The following is a 22,159-nucleotide window of genomic DNA, read 5'->3' as shown; positions in this document are numbered from 1 at the left end:
GGCGGCCCGGAACCGTACCGGCACGGCGGTCAGGGCGACAGGTGCCCGGCCAGCCACTGCATCGCCGGCGGTATCTCCCGCGACCAGGTGCCGAAGTTGTGGCCGCCACTGGGCAGGATGATCGAGGAGACCCGGGTCGGGCCCTTGACCTGGGCGATGAAGCGCAAGGTGGCGCGGTAGTTCTTCTCGCCCTTGCGGCTGCTGGTCACCAGCAGGCTCACCTTCGGCTGCGGCAGGTTGCGCAGCCGCCAGACCAGGTCGTTCTGCTCCCGGACCGCCTTGCTGCCGCCGAACAGGTCGCCGGTGGTGGCGTCCTTGGGCGCCGCGTAGTCCCCGGACAGCGCGACCGCCGTGGAGAAGTCCTGCGGCTCCTGCAGGGCCAGCTTCAGGGCGCAGTAGCCACCGGTGGAGTCGCCGATCACGCCCCAGCTCGCCCCCGTGGCACCGATCCGGTAGCGGGCGGACAGCGCCGCCCGCAGGTCGGTGGCGAAGAACGTCTCGGTCTGCGGGCCGCGCGGCACGTTCATGCACTCGGTGTCCCGCGGCGGCACCACGGTGGGCCGCAGCATCACCAGCACCATCGGCTGCGCCCGCCCGCCCCGCACCTGGCCGGCCGCGACCTCGGGGTAGTGCATCTTCTTGAACAGCGCCTCGGCGGTGCCCGGGTAGCCGGTGAGCACCACGGCGGCCGGGAAGCGGCGCTGCGGCTGCTGGAAGTACTGCGGCGGCAGGTACACGTACGCGGTCGAGCTGATCCCCGACGCGCGCCCGTACACCACCACCTTCTGGATCTGGCCGCCGGTCATCGGCACCCCGCCGCCGGGCACGTTCACCTGGAGCGCGGAGATCATCCGTACCGAGGTGTCGCCGCTCGCGTGGTCCACGATCACGCCCGGGGTGGTGTTCTGGCCGAACAGGTCGGCCCAGGAGGCGTAGAAGCCGAAGGAGTAGTTCGCCCACAGCGCCAGCGCCGCGATCAGGGAGAGCTGCGTGCCCAGCAGCACCCCGACCCGGCTCAGCACCGGGACGACCCCGCGGCGGGACAGCCTCGGCCACAGCCAGACCGTCAGCCCGAACAGCACTGTCGCGAGGACGAATGCCAGGAGCAGCACCTTCTTGCTCGTGAGACCCATGTCGGCAGGTGTACTTTCCGTGTCGCGCCCACTTGCGCCCTCGGGGAGGGAACCCGGTGGCCCGGGTAGCCGTCCTAGAGGGCGCAATTCTTCCTACTGGAGCAGATTGCGGGCAGTTCCCCGGAAAACCCGTGATTCCGCTGATGCTGGATTTTGGTGACCGATGTCTGTACAGGTAGAGGGCGAAAGCCTGGTCCGGGTTCCGTGGGCGGTCGCACATGTCCGCTGACCGCGCCTGCGGCCGCCGGCGCAACCGGTGGTTGCTCAAGCCCTCCGCCGTACCCGCGATCATGGGCACCGGCGCCGCCGTGATCGGCCTGCTGGACGTGGTGGGCGCGGTCTTCCCCGCCTTCCGCAACGGCCGGATGCACCACATGGCCGCCGTCTTCCCCGGCACGGTCAGCTCGCTGGCCGCCGCCACCTCGGTCGTCACCGGCATCCTGCTGCTGATGCTGGCGCACGCCCTCAAGCGCGGGAAGCAGCGCGCCTGGTGGGCGACCGTGGTGCTGCTGCCGGTCGGCGCGGCCACCCAGATCGTCTACCGCCACTCGATCTTCGGCGTGATCGTCTCGCTCGGCCTGCTGGCGCTGCTGCTGGTCCACCGCGATCAGTTCACCGCGCTCGGCGACCCGCGCACCCGCTGGCGGGCCGCGGCCAACTTCGTCGGCCTGAGCGCCTTCGCGTTCGCCCTGGGCCTGGTCATCACCAGTGCCCACCCGGCCTCCGAGCGCGGCACCCCGAGCTTCCTGGACCGCTGCCAGCACGTGCTGTACGGCCTGTTCGGCGTGGTCGGCCCGGTGCAGTACACCAGCGACCGGGTCAACGACATGGTCGCCTACTCCCTCGGCGGCCTCGGCCTGCTGATCGCCTGCTCCACCGGCTACCTGCTGCTGCGCCCGGCCCGCCCGGTCGCCGAGCTCAGCGAGGCCGAGGAGGAGCGGCTGCGCGCCCTGCTGGCCCGGCACGGCCGCCGCGACTCGCTCGGCCACTTCGCGCTGCGCCGCGACAAGTCCGTGGTGTTCTCGACCAGCGGCAAGGCCGCGGTCTGCTACCGGGTGCTGTCCGGGGTGATGCTGGCCGGCGGCGACCCGATCGGCGACGTGGAGGCCTGGCCCGGCGCGATCGAGCAGTTCATGGACCTGGCCCGGGCGCACGCCTGGCTGCCGGCCGTTGTCGGGTGCAGCGAGACCGGCGGCGAGGTGTGGACCCGTGAGACCGGCCTGGACGCCCTGGAACTCGGCGACGAGGCGATCGTGCGGACCGCGGACTTCACCCTGGAGGGCCGCGCGATGCGCAACGTCCGCCAGATGGTCAAGCGCATCGAGCGCTCCGGCTACGAGACCCGGGTCCGCCGGGTGCGCGAGCTCACCGAGAACGAGAGGCAAGCGGTGCGCCTGGCCGCCGACGCCTGGCGCGGCACCGACACCGAACGCGGCTTCTCCATGGCGCTGGGCCGGTTCGGCGAGGAGGCCGACGGCGACTGCGTGGTGGTCACCGCCCACAAGGAGCGCGAGCCCGGCGCCCCGCACCCCGAGCTCGGCGACCTGCGGGCCGTACTGCACTTCGTGCCCTGGGGCGAGGACGGCATGTCGCTGGAACTGATGCGCCGCGACCGCGCCGCCGACCCGGGCCTGAACGAGCTGCTGATCGTCGCCGCCCTGCGCGGCGCGCCCGAACTGGGCGTCGCCCGGGTCTCGCTGAACTTCGCGATGTTCCGCTCCGCGCTGGCCCGCGGCGAGCGGATCGGCGCGGGACCGGTACTGCGCACCTGGCGCGGCCTGCTGGTCTTCCTCTCCCGCTGGTTCCAGATCGAGTCGCTGTACAAGTTCAACGCCAAGTTCCAGCCCGAGTGGGTGCCGCGCTTCCTGGTCTTCCCCAACTCCCGCGACCTGCCCCGGATCGGCTTCGCGATCATGCAGGCGGAAGGATTCGTCACCCTGTCCCTGCCGCTGCCCGCCGCCGTCCAGCGGTTCCTGCCCGGCCGGGCCTCGCGGGCCCCGCACCGGCAGGGCGCCGGGTACGCGGCGGCGCCGACGCCGGCCGAGGAGGAGGACCCGCACGAGGAAAGCCGGGTCGCCTGACCCGTAGGCTGGCCCTATGAGCCCTACGAGTACGGCACCGGGCCGGATCCGGCCGCAGGGGCTGCCGGACTGGGACCGCTGCGCGGTCATGGGCGTGGTGAACGTCACGCCCGACTCCTTCTCCGACGGCGGCCGGTGGTTCGACCGGGAGCTCGCCGTCAAACACGGCCTGGACCTGGTGGCGCAGGGCGCGGACCTGGTGGACGTCGGCGGCGAGTCCACCCGGCCCGGCGCCACCCGGGTGGACGAGGCCGAGGAACTGCGCCGGGTGGTGCCCGTGGTCCGCGAGCTGGCCGCGGCCGGCGTCCTGGTCAGCGTGGACACCATGCGCGCCACGGTCGCCGAGCAGGCGATAGAGGCCGGTGCCCGGCTGGTCAACGACGTCAGCGGCGGCCTGTCCGACCCCGCGATGGTCCCGCTGGTCGCCGCCGCGCACGTCCCGTTCGTGGTCATGCACTGGCGCGGCCGGAGCATCGACATGAACAACCGCGCCGTCTACGACGACGTCCTCGCCGAAGTGCTGGCCGAACTGCGGGCCGGCTTGGACCGCGCGGTGGCCGGCGGCATCGACCCGGACCGGATCGTGCTCGACCCGGGCCTGGGCTTCGCCAAGAACGCCGAGCACGACCTGACCCTGCTGGCCCACCTGGGCGAGCTGCGCCGCCTCGGCCGGCCGCTGCTGGTCGCCGCCTCCCGCAAGCGGTTCCTGGGCCGGGTCCTGGCCGGCGAGGCCGGCGACCCGCCCCCGGCCAGGGAACGCGACGCGGCCACCGCCGCCGTCACCGCGATCGCCGCCCACGAGGGCGCCTGGGCGGTGCGCGTCCACGAGGTGCACGCCAGCGCCGACGCCGTACGGGTGGCGCGCGCGATCCAGGCCCGGGAGGAGACCCCGTGACCGCCCAGACCGCGGAGACGCGGGCCGTCGAGGCGGCCAACCAGGCGTTCTACGACGCGGTGGAGACCTCCGACCTGGACGCCCTGGAGAACATCGTGCTGACCGGGCCGCTCGCCGAGTCGGTCAGCGTGGTGCACCCCGGCTGGCCGGTGCTGCGCGGCCGCGGCGAGGTCATGCGCTCGTACGCGCTGATCATGGCCAGCACCGACTACATCCAGTTCTTCCTCACCGATGTCGAGGTCGCCGTGGACGGCGACACCGCGCTGGTGACCTGCACCGAGAACATCCTCACCGGCGGGCCCGCCGAGGACGACGGCTCGGCCGGCTCCCTGGTCGGCGGGCTGGTCGTGGCCACCAACGTCTTCCGCCGCACCTCCGCCGGCTGGCGGCTGTGGGTGCACCACGGCTCCCCGGTGCTGGCCGAGCAGGAGGAGGGCGACGAGGGCGAGGACGGGCCGGAGGAGCCGGCGCTGTGAGAGCGGCGGGTGAACGGGGCACTAGCGCCGGGTGACGGCCCGGAAGCGGCCGGTGCGGGCGGTGGGACCGGCCCGAGGACGCCGCGACCGGTGCCGTAGATTCGTCGGGCGCACGGAAGGCGGGAGGCAATCGCGGTGGACAAGATCACCTTGCGCGGCCTGAGCGTCCGCGGCCACCACGGGGTGTTCCCGCACGAACGGGAGAACGGCCAGACCTTCGTCGTGGACCTGGTCCTGGGCGTGGACACCTCGGCCGCCGCGGCGACCGACGACCTGGCCCGGACCGTGCACTACGGGGTGATCGCCGAGCAGGTCGCCGCCGTGGTGGCCGGCGAGCCGGTCGACCTGATCGAGACCCTCGCGCAACGCATCGCCGACACCTGTCTGGGGCACGAAACGGTGGAGGAAGTCGAGGTGACGGTGCACAAACCCGAGGCACCGATCACCGTGCCCTTCGAGGACGTGACCGTCACCATCACCCGGAGGCGCCCGTGAGTTCCGAGTCGCCCGAGTTCGCACCTTTCCCCGACGAGTCCGACCAGCCCGCGGTGGACCCCACGGTGCAGCCCGTGCCGGCCTCGGTGGTCGCCCAGGTGGACGCGGCCGACAGCACGCTGCAGAACCCCAAGATCGCCGTCGTCGCGCTCGGCAGCAACCTGGGCAACCGGCTGGAGACGCTCCAGGGGGCCGTGGACGCGCTGGAGGACACGCCCGGAGTGCGGGTGAGATCCGTCTCCCCGGTGTACGAGACCGAGCCGTGGGGCGTGCCGCCCGGCAGCCAGGGCAGCTACTTCAACGCGGTCGTGCTGATCCGCACCACCCTGCCGCCGGCCGCCCTCCTGGAACGCGCCCACGCCATCGAGGAGGCGTACCGGCGGGTGCGGACCGAGCGCTGGGCGCCGCGCACCATCGACGTGGACATCGTCGTCTACCAGGACGTGGTCTCGGACGACCCCCTGCTGACGCTGCCGCACCCGCGGGCGCACGAGCGGGCCTTCGTCCTCGTACCGTGGTACGACGTCGACCCGGCCGCCGTACTCCCCGGCCGCGGGCCGGTGGCCGATCTGGTGGCCGTCGTCGGCGTCCAGGGCGTGGCGCGCCGCGGGGACGTGGAACTCCGGCTGCCGGAGTAATCGTTGAGCACGTACGGCGCGGGATGCGTTTGGACAGTGGAGCTGGAGGCGGGCAGCCGGTGAGGACGCTGCGGATCAGGACACTCGCGGGACTGTTCGCGGTCGCGGTGGTGCTCGCGTGGGCCATCGCGCACCTGTGGGACAGCGCCGGCACCCTTCCCGGGGTCCCCCTCGCCGCACCCATCGTGCTCGCCCTCATCGCGGTCGCCCTCTTCGCCACCGCCCTGTCCATCCGCGCCCGCCTCAGGGCCCAGCGTGAACGCCGCCCCGGCGCCAAGGGTGTCGACCCCCTCGCTGCCGCCCGCGCCGTCGTCTTCGGCCAGGCCAGCGCCCTCGTCGCCGCCGTCGTCTCCGGCCTCTACGGCGGCGCCTGCGTCTACCTCATCATGTACAAGCTCGACATGTCCCCCCGCCGCGAACAGGCCATCTACTCCGGCGCCGCCGTCCTCGCCGGCATCGCCGTAGTCGCCGCCGCCATCTTCCTCGAACGCATCTGCAAACTCCCCGACGACGACAACACCACCCCCCACGCCCAAGCCCACCACCGCCAGCCGCGCTGACGCTTTTTGTTTTTGTCCCCGGACGGGGTTGCCCTCTGCGCTCCGCGCGGGGTGTGGGGGGCCCGCGCGGAGGGGCCCCCACATGCCGGCGCGGCGGCGCGCAACCACGACGGCGGTGGTCGCCGGTGCCGAACCGGCATCACGGGGCAAGGCTGTGCCCGGGGCGAACCCGCAGCGAGGGGCAGGGCCAACCCCCTCGGGCCCAAGCCGGGAAAAGAGAGGCACAACGGGGCGAAGCTCGCTTGACCCGGACCCCACGTACGTGGTTCCTTACGGCTGTGACCGGAAAAAGCCTGCGTCTGCATCGGAGGGTCCATCTGGACCTGCTCCGGTACGCGGGTTGCGTGTGTACGGCCGCGCGCTGAGCGCGCGCTTCCGACCCCTCCGTTCACCCTCGCGCACGGCCTTACCCGCAGGAAGAGTCGGCGCGACCTTCTCCCGGTTGGTGCACCGTGTCGACCTCCGCTTCCTCCGCCAAACCCTCCCTCGCCGCCCCCACCGCCGCCGACCTGCTGGACTTCGCCCGCCGGACGGCCGCCGATCGCGATCTGGTCGCCAATCTGCCGCTCGACCCGGAAGGGCGGACCTGGGTCCGCCTGGAAGGCCCCGGCGGCGCCGAGGCGTGGCTGCTCGGCTGGCCGCCCGGCGCCGAGACGGGGTGGCACGACCACGGCGGCTCGTACGGCGTGTTCGTCACCGCCGCGGGCGAACTCACCGAGGACTCCCTCTCGGTCCCGCTGCCCACCGAGGGCTGGCGCTCGCTGGAACTGGCCGAGGGCCTGGACCGCCGCCGGATCCTGCCGGAGGGCAAGGGGCGCGCGTTCGGCCGTAACCACGTCCACCAGGTCGTCAACCGTTCGCAGACCGGCCACGCCGTCTCCGTGCACGCCTACTACCCCCCGCTGCCGCTGATCAGGCGCTACAGCCGCAAGGGCAGTACGCTGCGGCTGGAAATGGTCGAGCGCCCCGAGGAATGGTGACGGTGAGCCTTACCGCCGACAGCACCGCCGAGAACGGCCGGACGTCCCCGGCCGCCCACCCCCGCCCCCGCTCCATCGACGAGCACCTCGCGGCGGTCCGCGCGGGCCTGCACCGGCTGACCCCGGCCGAGGCCGCACAGGCCGCGGCCGGCGGCGCCCTGCTGGTCGACATAAGGTACGGCGCCCTGCGCGACCGCGACGGCACCATCCCCGGCTCCGTCATCGTCGAGCGCAACGAACTCGAATGGCGGCTGGACCCGGCCAGCCCGCACCGCGTGGCCGGCGCCACCTCCCACGACCTGACGATGGTCCTGATCTGCAACGAGGGCTACGCCTCCTCGCTGGCCGCCGTCGCCCTGCACGCCCTGGGCCTGTCCGCGGCCACCGATCTGGTCGGCGGCTTCCAGGCCTGGCGCGCCGCCGGCCTCCCGGTCACCCCGCCCGACGGCACCCCGACGAAGCCCACCGCGCACATCGCGGCAGAGCAGAGCGGTGCGTAGCACCGTACGACCGCGAAGCCGTACTCCCCTGAAAGCCTTGCCTCTTCACCCCACCGACTCGATCCGCACGTCCTCCCGCGGCACCCCCGAGGAGTCCGCCTCCACCGAGCGGCGCAGGGCCATGTGGAGGCGGGTCGGGGTGAGGACGCCGAGGAAGCGGTCGCCGTCGGTGACCGCGATCCATCCGGCGTCGTGCCGCAGCATCGTGCCGAACGCCTCCTTCAGGGGCGCGCCGACCGGTACCCAGGCCGCCATCCGCCGGGCGTGGCCGCCGACCGTGCCCTGCGCGCCGGGCGCCGACAGGGCCTCCGCGGGCACCCAGCCGTGCAGGCCGCCGGCCCGGTCCAGTACCACCGCCCAGCGGGCGCCGCGGGCTGCGAGGTCGGCCGCGGCGGCGCCGACCGGATCGTCGAGCCGCAGCGTGGGGGGCTCTTCGAGGTCGCCGGGCAGCACCGGGGTCACCGCCAGCCGCTTCAGCCCGCGGTCGGCGCCCACGAACTGGGCCACCCAGGGCGTGGCGGGCGCCCCGAGCACCGCGGCCGGCGTGTCGTACTGCTCGATCCGGCCCTCCCCGTAGACCGCGATCCGGTCGCCGAGCCGGACCGCCTCCTCGATGTCGTGCGTCACGAACAGCACCGTCTTGCGCAACCGCCCCTGGAGGTCCAGGAATTCGCGCTGCAGCCGGTCGCGCACCACCGGGTCCACCGCGCCGAACGGCTCGTCCATCAGCAGCACCGGCGGGTCCCCGGCCAGCGCCCGGGCCACCCCGACCCGCTGCCGCTGCCCGCCGGAGAGCTGGTCGGGGTAGCGCGGGCCGAACACCGCCGGATCCAGCCCGACCAGTTCCAGCAGTTCCGCCGCGCGGGCCCGGGCGGCGGCGCGCGGCCGGCCCAGCAGCAACGGCACCGCCGCGGTGTTGTCCAGCACCGACCGGTGCGGGAACAGCCCGCCCTGCTGCACCACGTAGCCGATCCGCCGCCGCAGCGCGACCGCGTCGGCCTCGGCCACGTCCCGGCCGTCCAGCAGCACCGAGCCCGAGGTGGGCTCGACGAGCCGGTTGACCATCCTCATCGTCGTGGTCTTGCCGCACCCGGACGGCCCGACCAGCGTGACCAGTTCACCCGCCCGCACCTCGAACGACAGTGCGTCGACCGCGGTGGTGCCGTCCGGGTACCGCTTGCTGACATTCTCGAATCGAATCATGGGTCCTCGGTATTCGGATCGGTTCACCGTACTATTCGCTGCGGCCGTCCCCGTACCCGCCGCCGCGTCCGGTGAAGGAGGTGGAACCCGCATGGCCGAATATCCGGAGCTCTTGGAGTTTCCGCGGTTCTGGCAGTCCCGGCCGTTACGGCAGCCCGGGCGGAGCTGCCTGACCGAGAATTCCTGGATCTGCGGGAAATACCTGCGCGTCTACCGGCAGGAGTTGACCGGCTCCCTGGTCCAGCACCTGTGGATCACCGCGACCGCGGTCGCGATCGGCCTGGTCGTGGCGCTGCCGCTGGCCCTGCTGGCCCGCCGGGTACGGTCGCTGGCCGGTCCGGTGCTCGCGGTCACCACCGTCCTGTACACCATTCCGTCGCTGGCGATGTTCTCGCTGCTGCTGCCGTTCTGGGGAATCTCGGCGGCGCTCGTCGTCACCGGATTGGTGCTGTATTCGCTGACCATTCTGGTGCGCAACACACTCGCCGGACTGCGCGCCGTTCCGGCCGAGGCAGTGGAATCCGCGAAAGCGCTCGGATACGGCCCCGGACGGCTGTTGTGCACCGTCGAACTCCCGCTCGCGCTGCCCGCGGTGATGGCCGGACTGCGGCTGGCCACGGTCTCGACGGTCGCGCTCACCACGGTCGGTGCGATCATCGGCTACGGGGGCCTGGGCAATCTCCTCCTCGACGGCATCAACCGCGACTTCAAGGCGCAGGTGCTGGCCGCCACCGTGCTGTGCGTCCTGCTGGCGCTCGCCGCCGACGCCGCGCTGGCCGTCGTGCAGTGGCTGCTGACCCCGTGGGTCCGCCGCGGACGGGTGGCCGTACGGGTCCGGCGGCGGCGGGGGCCGCGCAACCCCGCGTCCGGGTCGGGCAAGCGTCAGGCGGCGCCCTCGTGACCGCGGTGTCCGGCGCCTGGCACTGGCTGACCACGGCGGCGCACTGGACCGGCCCGGACGGGGTGACCCACCGGCTGGCCGAGCACCTCTACTTCAGCGGGGTCGCGCTGGGCCTGGCCGTGCTGCTCGCGCTGCCCGTGGCCGTCGCCCTCGGGCACGCCGGCCGCGGCGGCACCCTCGCCTTCGCGCTGGCCGCGGCCGGCCGGGCGGTGCCCACCTTCGCCGTGCTGACCCTGCTGCTGGTCCAGCTCGGCTCCGGCAGCGACTGGCCGGTGATCATCGCCCTGGTGCTGTTCGCGGTGCCGCCCATGCTGGCCAACACCTGGGTCGGGATGCGCGAGGTGGACCGCGACGTGGTGGAGGCAGCCCGCGGCATGGGGATGACCGGCGGTCAGCTGCTGCTGCGGATCGAGTTGCCGCTCGCGATGCCGCTGATCTGGACCGGCGTCAGGTCCGCCGCCGTGCAGGTGGTGGCCACCGCCACACTCGCCGCCATGGCCGGGTTCGGCGGGCTCGGCCGCATCATCACCGCCGGCTTCAGCCGCCAGGTCACTGCCGAGGTACTGGCCGGCGCGGTGCTGGTCGCCGCCCTCGCGCTGCTGGTGGAGGGGGCCTGCGCGGGCGTGCAGCGCCTGGTCGACCCGGGAGGCCGGCCGCGCGCCCGGTCGGCCGGCGACGGTCCGCGCGACCGGGCCCGTACGACCCCCGGTGACAGGTCATCGGCGCCCGGACCGGAGGAGGTGCCGCAGCGATGACCACCGCCCGCAAGCGCCGTACCGCGGCCGCCGCCCTGCTGCTCGCCGCCTGCGCCGGCGGCTGCGTCACCGGCTGCGGGCAGAGCCTGGAGCAGCGGGCCCGCGCCCACGCCTCGGCCGGCACCGGCGGCGGCGCGCACGGCGCCCTGGTGGTCGGTTCGGCCGGCTTCACCGAGAGCGCCGTCCTCGCCCAGCTCTACGCTCATGTGCTCGCCGCCGCCGGCCATCCGGTCGCGGTGCGCACCGTGCAGACCCGGGAGCTGTACGAACCCGCGCTCGAAAATGGCCGGATCGATGTGGTTCCCGAGTACGCGGCGACCCTCGCGGAGTTCCTCAACACCAAGACGCACGGTCCGAAGGCCGCGCCCGTGGCCTCTCCCGACCTTCCCGTCACCATGGCCGCGCTCGGCCGGCTCGCGGTTCCCCGCGGTCTGAAGGTGCTGCCGGCCGGGCAGGCGGCCGACCGGAATGCCTTTGCCGTCTCCAAGAAGTTCGCCGCCGCGCATCACCTGAAGACGCTTTCCGATCTTGGCGCGGCCAAGCTCAAGATCAAATTGGCGGCGGGTGACGAATGCGCCGACCGGCGGTTCTGCGAACCGGGCCTGAAGTCCGTCTACGGCATCGACATCACCTCCGTGGATCCCAAGGGAGTGGCCACCGCGCAGTCCAAACAGGCCGTCGCCGACGGCACCGACCAGATGGTGCTCACCACCACCACGGACGCCACGCTGGACACGTACGGCCTGGTCCTGCTGGCCGACGACAAGCGCTTGCAGAACGCCGACAACGTGGTGCCCGTGGTCAACGCGCGTACCGCGGGTGACCCTTCGGTGGCCGCCGCGCTCGGGCGGCTGACCGCCGTTCTCACCACCGCCGATCTCGCCGCACTCGACCGCAAGGTGGACGCGGAACGGCTCAAGCCCGCCGATGTCGCGGCCAGTTGGGTGAAGTCCAAGGGGCTGGCGGACCGGACCTCTTATTACGCGCCACCGACCGGTGGTCAAAGCACCTGAAAATAAAGGGGCCCCGATGCCCCACTCCCGTGGCGCGCACGCTAAATTTCTGGCCATGCCCCGTGGACGTCACCGCCATTCGCAGCCCTTGCACCGGATGCTGCCGCCGTTGACCGTCGCGGCCTGTGCCGCGGCATTCGCCGTCGCCGCTCAGGTGACAAGCGATACGGGCGTGATCCGGACACTGGCCGTCGCCACCGCGGTGGCCGCCGCCGCGGGCGCGGCGCTGGCCCGTACCTGGGATCGCTCGGCCGGCCGCGAGGTCGCCGAACTCAACGCGGCGCGGGTGCGCGAGGAATGGCGCACCGACGAACGGGTCGCGGAGCTGGAGACGGACCTGGAGGAATCGCGGGAGATCCGCGGCAAGCTGGAGACGAAGCTGCGCGCCAAGCGGTCCGAACTGGCCCGGCTGCGCAGCGAGCACGCCGACCTGCTGCGCCGGTACGCCACCGCGGAGAGCGAGCGGGCCCGGGCGCTGGAGGCGAGCCGGCGGCGGCCGCAGGACGCGCCGAAGCAGCAGGCGCAGTCGTCGCAGCAGCTCGTGCTCGCCGCCAAGCCGTCCCCGGTGGGGCCGGCCGCCTTCCTTAAGGCCGAGCAGGCGCTGAAGGACCTGCCGCGCAACGCGGCCCGGCAACAGGCGCAGCGCACGGTCGACGACGCCCGCCGCCGCGAGGCCGCCGCCCCGGAGGAGCAGCAGGGCCGGCACGCCGCCGACCCGGCCGCCCCGAAGGACGCGCCCGCCCGCACCGCGGCCGGGCTGCCGGTCCGCGAACACCGGCTGGTCCCCGCCGTCGCCGCGGCCGTACTGCCCTACGCCCAGCCCACCCGGTCCGCCGCGCAGCCCCCGGCGCAGCGCGCGGTCGGCGGCTTCGACTTCTTCGGCACCCACAAGCAGCCCGCGCTGCCGGCCGGTACGCAGGACAGCGCGCCCGCCGAGGGCGCAGCCAGTGGCGAAGGCCCCGACGCCGACGACGCCGAACACTCCCGCCCCACCGAACCCCCGCGCGCCGCCGCCTCCGAGGTCATCGACCTCACCGTCCACGACGACACCGAACAGCTCGACGTGACGGAGCTGCGCGCCAAGGCGTGAGTTCGGCTTCCGCGGCCTGCTCGGCGGCCTACGGGGCGGCTACTTGTCGATGTCGCCCACCACGAAGAACATCGAGCCCAGGATCGCCACCATGTCGGCCACCAGGGTGCCGGGCAGCAGCACCGTGAGCGCCTGGATGTTGTTGAACGACGCCGAGCGCAGCTTGAGCCGGTACGGGGTCTTGTCGCCCTTGGAGACCAGGTAGTAGCCGTTGAGGCCGAGCGGGTTCTCGGTCCAGGCGTAGGTGTGGCCCTCGGGCGCCTTGAGCACCTTCGGCAGGCGCTGGTTGACCGGGCCCGGCGGGAGGCCGGCCAGCCGGTCCAGGCAGGCGTCGGCCAGGTCCAGGGCGTTGTGGGTCTGGTCGAGCAGCACCTCGAACCGGGCCAGGCAGTCGCCTTCGCCACGGGTGACCACCTTCAGGACGTCGCCCAGCTCGCCGTACGCCAGATACGGCTCGTCGCGCCGCAGGTCGAAGTCCACGCCCGAGGCCCGGGCGATCGGCCCGCTCACCCCGAAGCCGTGCACGTCCTGCCGGGACAGCACGCCCACCCCGCGGGTGCGGCCGCGGAAGATCTCGTTGCCCAGCACCAGGTCGTCGAAGCGGTCCATCCGGGCGCGCACCGAGGCCACCGCGTGCCGGGCCCGCTCGGTCCAGCCGGCCGGCAGGTCCTCCTTCAGACCGCCCACCCGGTTGAACATGTAGTGCATCCGCCCACCGGAGATCTCCTCCATGACGTGCTGCAGCTCCTCGCGCTCGGTGAACGCGTAGAAGATCGGCGTGATCCCGCCCAGCTCCAGCGGATACGACCCCAGGAACATCAGATGGTTGAGCACCCGGTTCAGCTCCGCCATCAGGGTGCGGGTCCACACCGCCCGGACCGGCACCTCCATCCCGAGCATCCGCTCGACCGCCAGCACCACGCCCAGCTCATTGGAGAACGCCGACAGCCAGTCGTGCCGATTGGCCAGCATGACGATCTGCCGGTAGTCCCGAGCCTCGAACAGCTTCTCCGCCCCCCGGTGCATGTACCCGACCACCGGCTCCGCGCTCCGGATCCGCTCCCCGTCCAGCACCAACCGCAACCGCAGCACCCCATGCGTCGACGGATGCTGCGGCCCGATGTTGAGCACCATGTCCGTGCCTTCGGCTGCGCCACCGACCCCGATCACCGTCTCCGTCATGCCCCCATCCTCTCAGGGCGCGCGGAGGCTGTCGGCGCATGGCTCGGGCCCGCCAGGGCCCGGCCCAAAAGGGGCGCGGGGTTGCGGGGCTCGGGCCCGCAAGGGCCCGGCTCCGAAGGGGCGCGGGGCTGTGCCTGATATGCGGCTGGCGCCGCGTGGGCGCGACAAGCCACGACGCATCCGCACCCGGCCGACCACAGCAACCTCCCGAGCCGGATGCCGCAGCCGCACCCCGGCAGACCCGCACCAATGGCCGCAAGCCCGACACGGGCGAACCCGCACCAATGAGCGAACCCCCACCAAGCGCACCGCTCAGCTCTGAGCGGATCCGCTGTGGGCGAGCGAGCCTTCCCCGGCCCAGGAAACCCCGTGCAAGGTTGCCGCATGAAACTTCTGGTACTGGGCGGAACGGAATTCGTCGGACGGGCGGTAGCCCAAGACGCACTGCGGCGCGGCTGGGAGGTGACCGTCTTCCATCGCGGCGTCCACCCGGCACCGCCGGGAGCGCGGGTGCTCACCGGCGACCGGGAGACGGGTGACCTCAAGGCATTGGCCGAGGGCACATGGGACGCGGTGGTGGACACCTGGGCGCGGGCGCCGCGCGCGGTCGAGGACGCGGCGGCGGCGCTGGGCAAGCGGGTCGGCCGCTACGCGTACATCTCCAGCCGCTCGGTGTACGCCTACCCGGCGCCGGCCGAGGCCGACGAGAGCGCGCCGGTGGTCGAGGGCGGCGACGGCGACTACGCGGCCGTGAAACGCGGCGGGGAACTGGCTGCGCAGGCGGCGTACGGGGACGCGGCGCTGCTGGTACGGGCCGGGCTGATCCTCGGGCCGGACGAGAACATCGGGCGCTTGCCGTGGTGGCTGAACCGGATCGCCCGCGGCGGCGACGTGCTGGCGCCCGGGCCGGCCGACCTGGGGATCCAGTACATGGACGTACGCGACCTGGCCGCGTGGACGTTGACCGCCCTGGAGGAGGGGCGCTCCGGCCCGTACAACCTGGTCAGCCCGCCCGGCCACACCACCATGGGCGAATTCCTGCGGACCTGCGTCGAGGTGACCGGCTCGGACGCGCGCCTGCGCTGGGCGGCCCCGGAGGTGATCGCCGCGGCCGGCATAGAGCCCTGGACGCAGCTCCCGGTGTGGCTGCCGCCGGGGGAGGAGTACGACTTCCTGCACCGCGGCGACGTCGGCAAGGCCCTGGCCGCCGGCCTGCGCTGCCGCCCGGTCGCCGACACGATCCGCGACACCTGGCACTGGCTGCGCACCCTGGACGGCGCCGCCCCGCAGCGCCCCGACCGCCCAGGCGTGGGCCTGGACCCGGAGGTCGAGGCCCAGGTCCTGGCCGGACTCGACGACTGAGGCTGCCCCAGCTCAAGGCAGCAGGTGACCGCAAGCCGCTCCCACAGGTGTCGCGAGCCAGGTGAAGGCGCCCAAGCCGCGAGGATCGGTGAGCTCGGCGGCCTCGCCGGCCTCGGCGAGGGCTCGTACGTACCCGGCCGGGTCGGACGAGGCGAGCGACAGCGGGGGGCGGCTGCCGGCGATGCCCAGTGCGTGCAGGGCGTCGCGCTGGGTGGTGCGGGTGCCGGGGAGGGTGTCCATGGCGACGTGGGCGGTCAGGTCGCGGGTGCCGTCGGGGACGGGCGGGACCTGGCGGCCGTCGCGGTAGCCGGTGAGGGTGCCGTACGGGGGGCGGTCCGCGCGGGTGTGGCCGTAGTCGGCGGCGACCGCCAGGCCCTCGTTCAGGCAGCCGGTCGCGGCGGCCCAGGCGGCCTCCCGGGGGGCGCCGATCTCGGCGCGGGTGCCGGGTTCGCCGGATGGCCACCAGCGGCGCAGCCAGTCCGCGTCCGCGCCGCTCACCGGGTCGCCCAGCCGCTCCTCGCCGTCGGGCCGGACCAGCACGTAGCGGGGCGTCCCCGCGTCGTCCGTCTCGGTCACGTCAAGCGGTACGTTGTCCAGCCACTCGTTGGCGAACAGCAGGCCGCGTACCCCCTCGGGCGGCCGGTCGGCCCAGGTCACGCGCGGGGCGAGGTCCGGTGGGCGGGGGGCGCGCTCGACCGCGTGGACGCGCACCCGCTGCTCCGGGCCGGGCGGCAGCGCGGCCAGCACGCCCAGGCACAGCTCGCCGCGCCCGGCCCCCAGGTCCACGAATTCCAGCGGGTCGGGGTGCCCCAGCGCCTCGTCCACCCGTAGCAGCAGCTCGGCGACGGCCCGCGCGAAGAGCGGTGACGCGTGCACGGAGGTGCGGAAGTGCGCCGCGGGCGCCTGGCGCAGGAAGAAGCCGTCCGGCCCGTACAGGGCGCGTTCCATGGCGGCGCGCCACGGGACGTACGAGGTGTCCACCCGGCCAACGGTAGGTGACGCCCCGAATCGGGCCGACCACGGGATGGCTGGTGGGGAACCTTCAGCGGCGGGCCGTACGTACCAGTACGAGGCGGGTGTCACCCGGGGCCGGTAGTGTTCCCGCATACCACGGAACCGCAACGGACCACGCGGCGCGTGGCGGCAAGGCAATCGAGGGAGTGGACAGCGGATGACGGCCGGACACGACGGCACCCCGGAGAACGACGACCCGTTCGGGTACCTGTACCGGTCCGAGGGCGGGGAACAGCCGGACCCCAGCGCCGGTCAGCCCGCCCAGCCCGGCGTGCCCCGTACCTCCTACCACCAGGTCCAGCGGGTCGGCGAGCGCCGCTCCCCGCAGGCGCCCGGCGGCTACGGGTACCCGCCGCAGGGCTACGACCAGGGCGGCCAGGGACCCGGCGGCCAGGGCGGCTACGGCTACCCGCCGCAACAGCAGCCGTACGGCGGCGCCACCCGGGAATTCGCCGGGCCCGGGCAGCCGCCCCCGCAGGGCGGCGGGCACCGCGGCGGTGCCGGCGGCCAGGCCGCCCCCAACCGCAAGGGTCTGCTGATCGCGGCCGTCGCGGTGGTGGCCGCGGTGGCCGTGGGCATCGCGGTGGCCATGGCCAACGGCTCGGGCGACACCGGCAAGCAGTCGGCCGCGGACGGCAAGCAGACCGGCGCGCCGGCCGCCACCGCGCCGACCAGCGCCCCGCCGAGCACGTCCGCGTCGCCGACCGCGACGCCCTTCGACTCCAAGCAGGTCGACGCCTCCACGCTGACCCTTGGCGGCGGCGCCCAGAAGAGCAACCAGTGGCCCGGCGCCAGCGCGGCCGGCGGCACGTACGTGGACCACATGGGCGCCGTCGGCGCCAGTGTCACCTGGAACGTCACCGTGCCGGAGGACGGGCCGTACACGTTCTTCATCAACTACGGCAACGCCGGCCAGGACGCCAACCTCACCCTGGTGGTCAACGGCACGCCGCGCACCGACCCGGTGAACCTGAAGAACTACGGCAGCTACACCGACTGGTCCAAGGCGTGGCGCAACCACACGTACAACTTCGTGGACCTCAAGGCGGGCGCCAACACCCTGACGCTGAGCTGCAGCGCGGGCCAGAACTGCGGGGTCAACCTGGACCAGGTGGAGCTGAAGAAGGGGCAGGTCACGAACTACTGACCGGGCAGGCCGGCGGGCCCGGTCAGGGGGCGGTGACCGTCACCCGGGGGAGCAGCTTGTCGTACGTCGGCCGGTCGTACTCCCCGGCGGCCGGTGCCGCCACGGTCGCGGCCGACAGCGCCACCGCGCGGGCCAGCCGGTCCGGCCAGGGCAGGTGCTCGGCGAAGCCGGACAGCAGCGCGGCGACCGCGGAGTCGCCGGCGCCGGTGGGGTTGCCGGCCAGCCGGCCGCCGGGCGGCGCGGCCCGCCACTCGCCGTCCTCGGCCACCGCGAGCATGCCGTCGGGGCCCAGCGAGGCGGCCACCGCGCGGGCCCCACGGCGGCGGGCGACCTGGGCCGCGCGGACCGGTTCGGAGATGCCGGTGAGCGCCGTCAGCTCCTCGGCGTTGGGCTTGATCAGGTCGGGCCGGGCGGCCAGTCCCCGGCGCAGCGGCTCCCCGCTGGTGTCCAGCAGCGTGTACAGGCCCGCGGACCGGGCCTCGCGCACCAGGTCGGCGTACGCGCCCACCGGCACTCCGGGCGGGAGGCTGCCGCACAGCGCGACCGCGTCCACCCCGCCGGCGGTCAGCAGTTCGCGGTAGCCGGCCAGGAAGCCGGCCCACTCGGCGGCGCTCACGGTCGGGCCCGGCTCGTTGAACTGCGTGGTGTCGCCGGTGCGTTCGTCCACCACGGCGACCGTACGGCGGGTCGGTCCGGCGATCGGCACCAGCGCGTCGGTGAGCAGGCCGGCCCGCGCCGGGCCGGCCAGTTCGCGGCGCAGTTCGTCTCCGGTCGCGCCCCCGGCGAAGCCGGTGACGACCACCGGGTGGCCGAGCGCGGCCAGCACCCGGGCCGCGTTGATGCCCTTGCCGCCGGGCCGCTGTGCGGTGTCCAGGACCCGGTGGGTGGCGTGCGGACGCAGAGAGGCGACCCGGTAGGTCACATCCAGTGCGGCGTTGAGCGTGACGGTGATGATCACCCGTTGATTTTGGCAAATCAACGGCGGTCGGCCCAGACCCGGGCCGACCTCCTTTTTTCCGCCCGCCCACCGGCCCGTCCCCGCCGCCGGCTCAGGCGGGCCGGACCACCCACTCGCCCCGGCGCATCACGCCGACCAGGTCGTAGGCCTCGTCGAGCACCACCAGGTCGGCGTCCTTGCCCGGCTCCAGGGTGCCGATCCGGTCGGACAGGCCGAGCAGCCGCGCCGGGTTGGTGGAGATGGCGCGGACCACGTCCGGCAGCGCGATGCGGTCCACGGTCACCGCGCGCTTGAAGGCCGCGTCCAGGGTGAGGGTGGAACCGGCGATCGAGCCGCCCTCCACCAGGCGGGCCACGCCCTCGCGCACCTCGACCTTCATCGGGCCCAGGTCGTACATCCCGTCGCCGAAGCCGGCCGCGTCCATGGCGTCGGTGATGAAGGCGACCCGGTCCGCTCCCGCGCTGCCGAAGGCGAGTTCGAGGACCGCGGGGTGCAGGTGGGTGCCGTCGTTGATGAGTTCGACGGTGACCCGCTCGTCCTCCAGCAGCGCCGCGATCGGCCCGGGCTGCCGGTGCTGGAGCGGCGGCATCGCGTTGAACAGGTGGGTGGCCACGGTCGCGCCGGCGTCGATGGCCTCGCGGGTCTGCTCGTACGTGGCGTCGGTGTGCCCGACCGCGGCGACCACGCCGAGACCGGCCAGCAGCCGCACCGACTCGATGCCGCCGGGCAGTTCGGCGGCCAGCGTCACCATCCGGGCGTGGCCGCGGGCGGCCTCGACCAGCTTGCGGACGTCGGCCGGGTCGGGGTGGCGCAGCAGCGCCTCGTCGTGCGCGCCCTTGCGGCAGGGCGAGATGAAGGGCCCCTCGTAGTGGATGCCGGCCAGGTCGCCCTGCTCGACGAGTTCGGCCAGCAGGCCGGCCTGCCGGGCCAGCGCGTCCAGCGACTCGGTGACGGTGGAGGCGACCAGCGTGGTGGTGCCGTGCTCGCGGTGGGTGCGCACCCCGGTGAGGATCTCCTCGGCGGTGCCGGAGGTGAACGAGGCGCCGCCGCCGCCGTGATTGTGCAGGTCCACGAAGCCGGGCACGATCGTGCAGCCCTGCCCGGCCAGGTCCACGGTGGCCTGCTCGCCCGGCTCGTCGGCCGCGATCCGGGTGCCCTCGACCGTGATCCGGCCGCCTTCCACCACGCCTGACGGCAGGACCACACGGGCCCCGGACAGCACCGTGCGCTGCGTTGTCGTTACGGGGGCCATCAGGCGGTTACCTCCACGGAGATCAGATCCCAGGCGAGCAGGCCCGCGCCCAGGCATCCGGCGGTGTCCCCCAGCGCGGCGGGGACGATGAGGGGGAGTTTCTGGAAGGTGATACGGGCCTCCACCGCCGCGCGCAGCGGCCCGAACAGCACGTCGCCGGCCTCGGCCAGGCCGCCGCCGATGATCAGCACCCGCGGGTCGAGCAGGGTGAGACCGGTCACCAGTCCGGCCGCGAGCGCGTCGACCGCCTCCTGCCAGACCGTCACCGCCCGTGGGTCGCCGGCCTCGACAGCCACGGCGCAGTCGGCGGCGTCCGCCTCCGGGTCGCCGCTCGCCACCGCCCAGGCCCGGGAGACCGCGGCGGCCGAGGCCAGCGACTCCAGGCAGCCGCGCTGGCCGCAGCCGCAGACCGGGCCGTCCGGGCGGACCACGATGTGGCCGATCTCCCCGGCGTATCCGTGCGCGCCGGCCTCGATGCGCCCGTCGATGCCGATGGCGCCCGCGATGCCGGTGCCCAGCGGCAGGAACAGGAAGCGGTCGGCGCCGTTGCCCGCGCCGATCCGGCCCTCGGCGAGGCCGCCGGTGCGCACGTCGTGGCCGAGCGCGACCGGCACGCCGCCCAGCCGCTCGGACACCAGGGCCCGCAGCGGCACGTTGTCCCAGCCCAGGTTCGCCGCGTAGACCGCGACGCCCGCCCGCTCGTCGACGATGCCGGGCACGGCGACCCCGGCCGCCGCGGCGGCCTCGCCGTATGCGCGCAGGCCGTGCTCGCGCAGGTCGGCGGCGAAGTCGAGGATCCCGGCCACCACGGCGTCGGGCCCGCGGTCCCGGCCGGTCGGGCGGCGCGCCTGGTGCAGCAGGGTGCCGTCGGCGCCGACCAGGGCGGCCTTCATCCCGGTGCCGCCCACGTCGAGGGCGATGACATGTCTCACGGGAGACAGTCTCGCGTCTTACCCCCGGAAAGGTCTAGTCCACTCGACCGGAAGATCACTCCTGGCCCCGGTTTCCGGGCCCCCGATGCGGAAGCGATATCACTCAAGGTGTAGACCTTGGGCAAAGGTGTGGGAGACTCTGCCAACCTCGACATCCGTCCGGAGCCCGTGCCGTGCGCGGCAGTTCGCCGACGGCGCGTCCGGCGCCCGGCACGGTGGCGCGCGGCGGTTCGGATCGGTCGCGGCGGCCAGCACGGGTCGGCGCGATCAGTACGGTCAGTACGGTGACAAAGGCGGGTATGCGGTGCAGCGGCGACTTCTGGGCCTGGCGGCGGCCGGGCTCTCTTCCGTACTGTCCCTCGGCGCCCTCACCGGGTGCGGCGCCGGCTCACCGCTGAGCGGCGACGTCACGTTGCACGTGGTCGCCGCGGACTACGGCGACCCGAAGACGCACAACAGCTCCACCGCCTACTGGGACGCCCTGGCCCAGGCCTTCGAGAAGCAGAACCCGCACATCAACGTCGACGTCCGGGTCATCGACTGGACCCACGTCGACGACACCGTGGCCACCATGGTCAAGCAGGGCAAGGCGCCCGACGTCGCGCAGATCGGCTCGTACGCCTCCTACGCCGCGGCCGACCAGCTCTACAGCGCCGACGACCTGTTCCCGGTCAGCGAGCAGGCCGACTTCCTGCCGTCGCTGGCCGCCGCGGGCTCGGTCGACCGCACCCAGTACGGCATACCGTGGGTGTCCAGCTCCCGGATGTTCTTCTACAACAAGAAGCTCTTCTCGCAGGCCGGCATCTCCAAGGCGCCGCAGACCTGGGCCGAGCTCAAGGCCGACGCGGTCAAGCTCAAGGCGGCCGGGGTACGGATGCCCTACGGGCTGCCGCTGGGCACCGAGGAGGCACAGGCCGAGTCGCTGATGTGGATGCTCGGCGCGGACGGCGGCTACACCGACACCGTCGGCAGCTACACCTTCGACTCCTCCGCCAATGTGCAGGCGTTCAACTGGGTGAAGAAGAACCTGGTCGACGCCGGGCTGGTCGGCCCGACCGACCCGGCCACCACCAACCGCCAGGACGTGTTCACCGCGTTCCTGGCCGGCAAGGCCGGCATGATCAACGGCCACCCCACGCTGCTCGCCCAGGCCAAGCAGGCCGGCATCGATGTCGGCGTGGTCCCGCTGCCGGGGCTGGCCGGCCCGAGCCCGAACACGCTGGGCGTCGCCGACTGGATGATGGCCTTCAAGCAGAACGGCCACTTGGACGCCGACGGCAAGTTCCTGCAGTACGTCTTCCAGGAGAAGAACACCCGGAAGTTCCTGGACGAGTACGGCCTGCTGCCGGTGACCACCTCGGCACTGACCTCCATGCGCAAGGACCCCAAGGACCGCGACCTGGTGCAGTTCCTCAACCTGCTGCCGGAAGCGGTGTTCTACCCGGTGAACAAGACCTCGTGGGGGCCGGTCAGCGACCAGGTCAAGAAGAAGATCGGGCAGGCGGTGCACGGCGACCCCAAGGCGGTGCTCAGCGATCTGCAACGATTTGCCATATCGGCGGACGCGCAGAACGCGCAGAAGCAGTGAGGCA

22 protein-coding genes are annotated in these 22,159 nt (G+C 73.4%); 15 read left to right on the top strand and 7 right to left on the bottom strand.

Annotated elements, in window-relative coordinates:
* Nucleotides 1-29: 29 nt before the first annotated feature.
* Entirely contained in the window at nucleotides 30-1,133 is a 1,104-nt protein-coding gene (locus ITX44_RS11810) for an alpha/beta hydrolase (protein ID WP_205357067.1), read from the bottom strand.
* Nucleotides 1,134-1,351: 218 nt separating this feature from the next.
* On the opposite strand from ITX44_RS11810, the gene ITX44_RS11805 reads away from it, so the two are divergent.
* The 8 genes from ITX44_RS11805 to ITX44_RS11770 all read left to right on the top strand — a co-directional run bounded on the left by ITX44_RS11805 (nucleotide 1,352) and on the right by ITX44_RS11770 (nucleotide 7,758).
* A complete protein-coding gene (locus tag ITX44_RS11805; RefSeq protein WP_236060389.1) occupies nucleotides 1,352-3,214 on the top strand; it encodes a phosphatidylglycerol lysyltransferase domain-containing protein in 1,863 nt (620 codons plus the stop codon).
* Between the two features lie 16 nt (nucleotides 3,215-3,230).
* Complete coding sequence (gene folP / locus ITX44_RS11800) at nucleotides 3,231-4,109, top strand: dihydropteroate synthase (protein ID WP_236060388.1); 879 nt, start codon at nucleotides 3,231-3,233, stop codon at nucleotides 4,107-4,109.
* Complete coding sequence (locus ITX44_RS11795) at nucleotides 4,106-4,585, top strand: nuclear transport factor 2 family protein (RefSeq protein ID WP_205357066.1); 480 nt, start codon at nucleotides 4,106-4,108, stop codon at nucleotides 4,583-4,585. Before folP ends, ITX44_RS11795 begins: the two co-directional genes overlap by 4 nt.
* 135 nt (nucleotides 4,586-4,720) lie before the next feature.
* Nucleotides 4,721-5,080, top strand: coding sequence for a dihydroneopterin aldolase (folB, locus tag ITX44_RS11790; protein WP_205357065.1), 360 nt, complete (start codon nucleotides 4,721-4,723; stop codon nucleotides 5,078-5,080).
* Nucleotides 5,077-5,718, top strand: coding sequence for a 2-amino-4-hydroxy-6-hydroxymethyldihydropteridine diphosphokinase (gene folK / locus ITX44_RS11785; protein ID WP_307795216.1), 642 nt, complete (start codon nucleotides 5,077-5,079; stop codon nucleotides 5,716-5,718). Before folB ends, folK begins: the two co-directional genes overlap by 4 nt.
* 59 nt (nucleotides 5,719-5,777) lie before the next feature.
* Nucleotides 5,778-6,278 (top strand): DUF3180 domain-containing protein, encoded by a 501-nt coding sequence (locus ITX44_RS11780; RefSeq protein ID WP_205357064.1) that lies wholly within the window; start codon nucleotides 5,778-5,780, stop codon nucleotides 6,276-6,278.
* 452 nt (nucleotides 6,279-6,730) lie between these two features.
* Nucleotides 6,731-7,258, top strand: coding sequence for a cupin domain-containing protein (locus ITX44_RS11775; protein WP_205357063.1), 528 nt, complete (start codon nucleotides 6,731-6,733; stop codon nucleotides 7,256-7,258).
* Between the two features lie 2 nt (nucleotides 7,259-7,260).
* A complete protein-coding gene (locus tag ITX44_RS11770) occupies nucleotides 7,261-7,758 on the top strand; it encodes a rhodanese-like domain-containing protein (RefSeq protein ID WP_372440883.1) in 498 nt (165 codons plus the stop codon).
* A gap of 45 nt (nucleotides 7,759-7,803) precedes the next feature.
* Here ITX44_RS11770 and ITX44_RS11765 read toward each other — a convergent pair whose 3' ends face one another.
* Nucleotides 7,804-8,961 (bottom strand): ABC transporter ATP-binding protein, encoded by a 1,158-nt coding sequence (locus ITX44_RS11765; RefSeq protein ID WP_205357061.1) that lies wholly within the window; start codon nucleotides 8,959-8,961, stop codon nucleotides 7,804-7,806.
* Nucleotides 8,962-9,052: 91 nt separating this feature from the next.
* Here ITX44_RS11765 and ITX44_RS11760 point away from each other — a divergent pair, with 91 nt between their 5' ends.
* Genes ITX44_RS11760 through ITX44_RS11745 form a run of 4 tightly spaced genes read left to right on the top strand, consistent with a single transcriptional unit; the run spans nucleotide 9,053 to nucleotide 12,720 of the window.
* A complete protein-coding gene (locus tag ITX44_RS11760; RefSeq protein WP_205357060.1) occupies nucleotides 9,053-9,862 on the top strand; it encodes an ABC transporter permease in 810 nt (269 codons plus the stop codon).
* Nucleotides 9,859-10,617, top strand: coding sequence for an ABC transporter permease (locus tag ITX44_RS11755; protein ID WP_205357059.1), 759 nt, complete (start codon nucleotides 9,859-9,861; stop codon nucleotides 10,615-10,617). Before ITX44_RS11760 ends, ITX44_RS11755 begins: the two co-directional genes overlap by 4 nt.
* Entirely contained in the window at nucleotides 10,614-11,630 is a 1,017-nt protein-coding gene (locus ITX44_RS11750; RefSeq protein WP_205357058.1) for an ABC transporter substrate-binding protein, read from the top strand. The genes ITX44_RS11755 and ITX44_RS11750 overlap by 4 nt, the downstream gene beginning before the upstream one ends.
* 55 nt (nucleotides 11,631-11,685) lie before the next feature.
* Nucleotides 11,686-12,720, top strand: coding sequence for a hypothetical protein (locus tag ITX44_RS11745; protein ID WP_205357057.1), 1,035 nt, complete (start codon nucleotides 11,686-11,688; stop codon nucleotides 12,718-12,720).
* Between the two features lie 39 nt (nucleotides 12,721-12,759).
* Here the strand turns inward: ITX44_RS11745 and ITX44_RS11740 are convergent, their stop codons facing one another.
* On the bottom strand, nucleotides 12,760-13,902 hold the full coding sequence (locus ITX44_RS11740; RefSeq protein WP_205357056.1) for an NADH-quinone oxidoreductase subunit D: 1,143 nt from the start codon (nucleotides 13,900-13,902) through the stop codon (nucleotides 12,760-12,762).
* 384 nt (nucleotides 13,903-14,286) lie between these two features.
* Between ITX44_RS11740 and ITX44_RS11735 the strand changes: the two genes are divergently transcribed.
* Nucleotides 14,287-15,264, top strand: coding sequence for an NAD-dependent epimerase/dehydratase family protein (locus ITX44_RS11735; RefSeq protein ID WP_205357055.1), 978 nt, complete (start codon nucleotides 14,287-14,289; stop codon nucleotides 15,262-15,264).
* Nucleotides 15,265-15,276: 12 nt separating this feature from the next.
* On the opposite strand, the gene ITX44_RS11730 is transcribed toward ITX44_RS11735, so the two are convergent.
* Entirely contained in the window at nucleotides 15,277-16,212 is a 936-nt protein-coding gene (locus tag ITX44_RS11730; protein ID WP_236060458.1) for an SAM-dependent methyltransferase, read from the bottom strand.
* 223 nt (nucleotides 16,213-16,435) lie between these two features.
* Between ITX44_RS11730 and ITX44_RS11725 the strand changes: the two genes are divergently transcribed.
* Complete coding sequence (locus tag ITX44_RS11725) at nucleotides 16,436-17,425, top strand: CBM35 domain-containing protein (RefSeq protein ID WP_205357053.1); 990 nt, start codon at nucleotides 16,436-16,438, stop codon at nucleotides 17,423-17,425.
* A gap of 22 nt (nucleotides 17,426-17,447) precedes the next feature.
* Here ITX44_RS11725 and ITX44_RS11720 read toward each other — a convergent pair whose 3' ends face one another.
* The 3 genes from ITX44_RS11720 to ITX44_RS11710 form a co-directional block, all read right to left on the bottom strand.
* On the bottom strand, nucleotides 17,448-18,383 hold the full coding sequence (locus ITX44_RS11720; protein WP_205357052.1) for a 1-phosphofructokinase family hexose kinase: 936 nt from the start codon (nucleotides 18,381-18,383) through the stop codon (nucleotides 17,448-17,450).
* A gap of 91 nt (nucleotides 18,384-18,474) precedes the next feature.
* A complete protein-coding gene (gene nagA / locus ITX44_RS11715; RefSeq protein ID WP_205357051.1) occupies nucleotides 18,475-19,635 on the bottom strand; it encodes an N-acetylglucosamine-6-phosphate deacetylase in 1,161 nt (386 codons plus the stop codon).
* The gene (locus ITX44_RS11710; protein WP_205357050.1) at nucleotides 19,635-20,567 is read right to left on the bottom strand and encodes an ROK family protein; all 933 of its coding nucleotides are present in this window, start codon (nucleotides 20,565-20,567) and stop codon (nucleotides 19,635-19,637) included. Before ITX44_RS11710 ends, nagA begins: the two co-directional genes overlap by 1 nt.
* Before the next feature lie 304 nt (nucleotides 20,568-20,871).
* On the opposite strand from ITX44_RS11710, the gene ITX44_RS11705 reads away from it, so the two are divergent.
* Nucleotides 20,872-22,155, top strand: a complete 1,284-nt coding sequence (locus ITX44_RS11705; protein ID WP_307795215.1) for an extracellular solute-binding protein — start codon at nucleotides 20,872-20,874, stop codon at nucleotides 22,153-22,155.
* Nucleotides 22,156-22,159: the final 4 nt, after the last annotated feature.

Origin of the sequence: Actinacidiphila acididurans (genome assembly GCF_016918855.1) — a bacterium.
In the GTDB taxonomy this organism is placed as follows: Bacteria; Actinomycetota; Actinomycetes; order Streptomycetales; family Streptomycetaceae; genus Actinacidiphila; species Actinacidiphila acididurans.
The sequence above is the reverse complement of the archived record's forward strand: the minus strand, read 5'-3'. Positions and strand labels throughout refer to the sequence as shown.

Coding starts and splice junctions, on each gene's coding strand:
- folP (WP_236060388.1), top strand. CDS start 3,231: ATGAGCCCTACGAGTACGGCACCGGGCCGGATCCGGCCGCAGGGGCTG.
- ITX44_RS11760 (WP_205357060.1), top strand. CDS start 9,053: ATGGCCGAATATCCGGAGCTCTTGGAGTTTCCGCGGTTCTGGCAGTCC.
- ITX44_RS11730 (WP_236060458.1), bottom strand. CDS start 16,212: ATGGAACGCGCCCTGTACGGGCCGGACGGCTTCTTCCTGCGCCAGGCG.
- ITX44_RS11750 (WP_205357058.1), top strand. CDS start 10,614: ATGACCACCGCCCGCAAGCGCCGTACCGCGGCCGCCGCCCTGCTGCTC.
- ITX44_RS11740 (WP_205357056.1), bottom strand. CDS start 13,902: ATGACGGAGACGGTGATCGGGGTCGGTGGCGCAGCCGAAGGCACGGAC.
- ITX44_RS11765 (WP_205357061.1), bottom strand. CDS start 8,961: ATGATTCGATTCGAGAATGTCAGCAAGCGGTACCCGGACGGCACCACC.
- nagA (WP_205357051.1), bottom strand. CDS start 19,635: ATGGCCCCCGTAACGACAACGCAGCGCACGGTGCTGTCCGGGGCCCGT.
- ITX44_RS11735 (WP_205357055.1), top strand. CDS start 14,287: ATGAAACTTCTGGTACTGGGCGGAACGGAATTCGTCGGACGGGCGGTA.
- ITX44_RS11745 (WP_205357057.1), top strand. CDS start 11,686: ATGCCCCGTGGACGTCACCGCCATTCGCAGCCCTTGCACCGGATGCTG.
- ITX44_RS11810 (WP_205357067.1), bottom strand. CDS start 1,133: ATGGGTCTCACGAGCAAGAAGGTGCTGCTCCTGGCATTCGTCCTCGCG.
- ITX44_RS11725 (WP_205357053.1), top strand. CDS start 16,436: ATGACGGCCGGACACGACGGCACCCCGGAGAACGACGACCCGTTCGGG.
- ITX44_RS11805 (WP_236060389.1), top strand. CDS start 1,352: ATGTCCGCTGACCGCGCCTGCGGCCGCCGGCGCAACCGGTGGTTGCTC.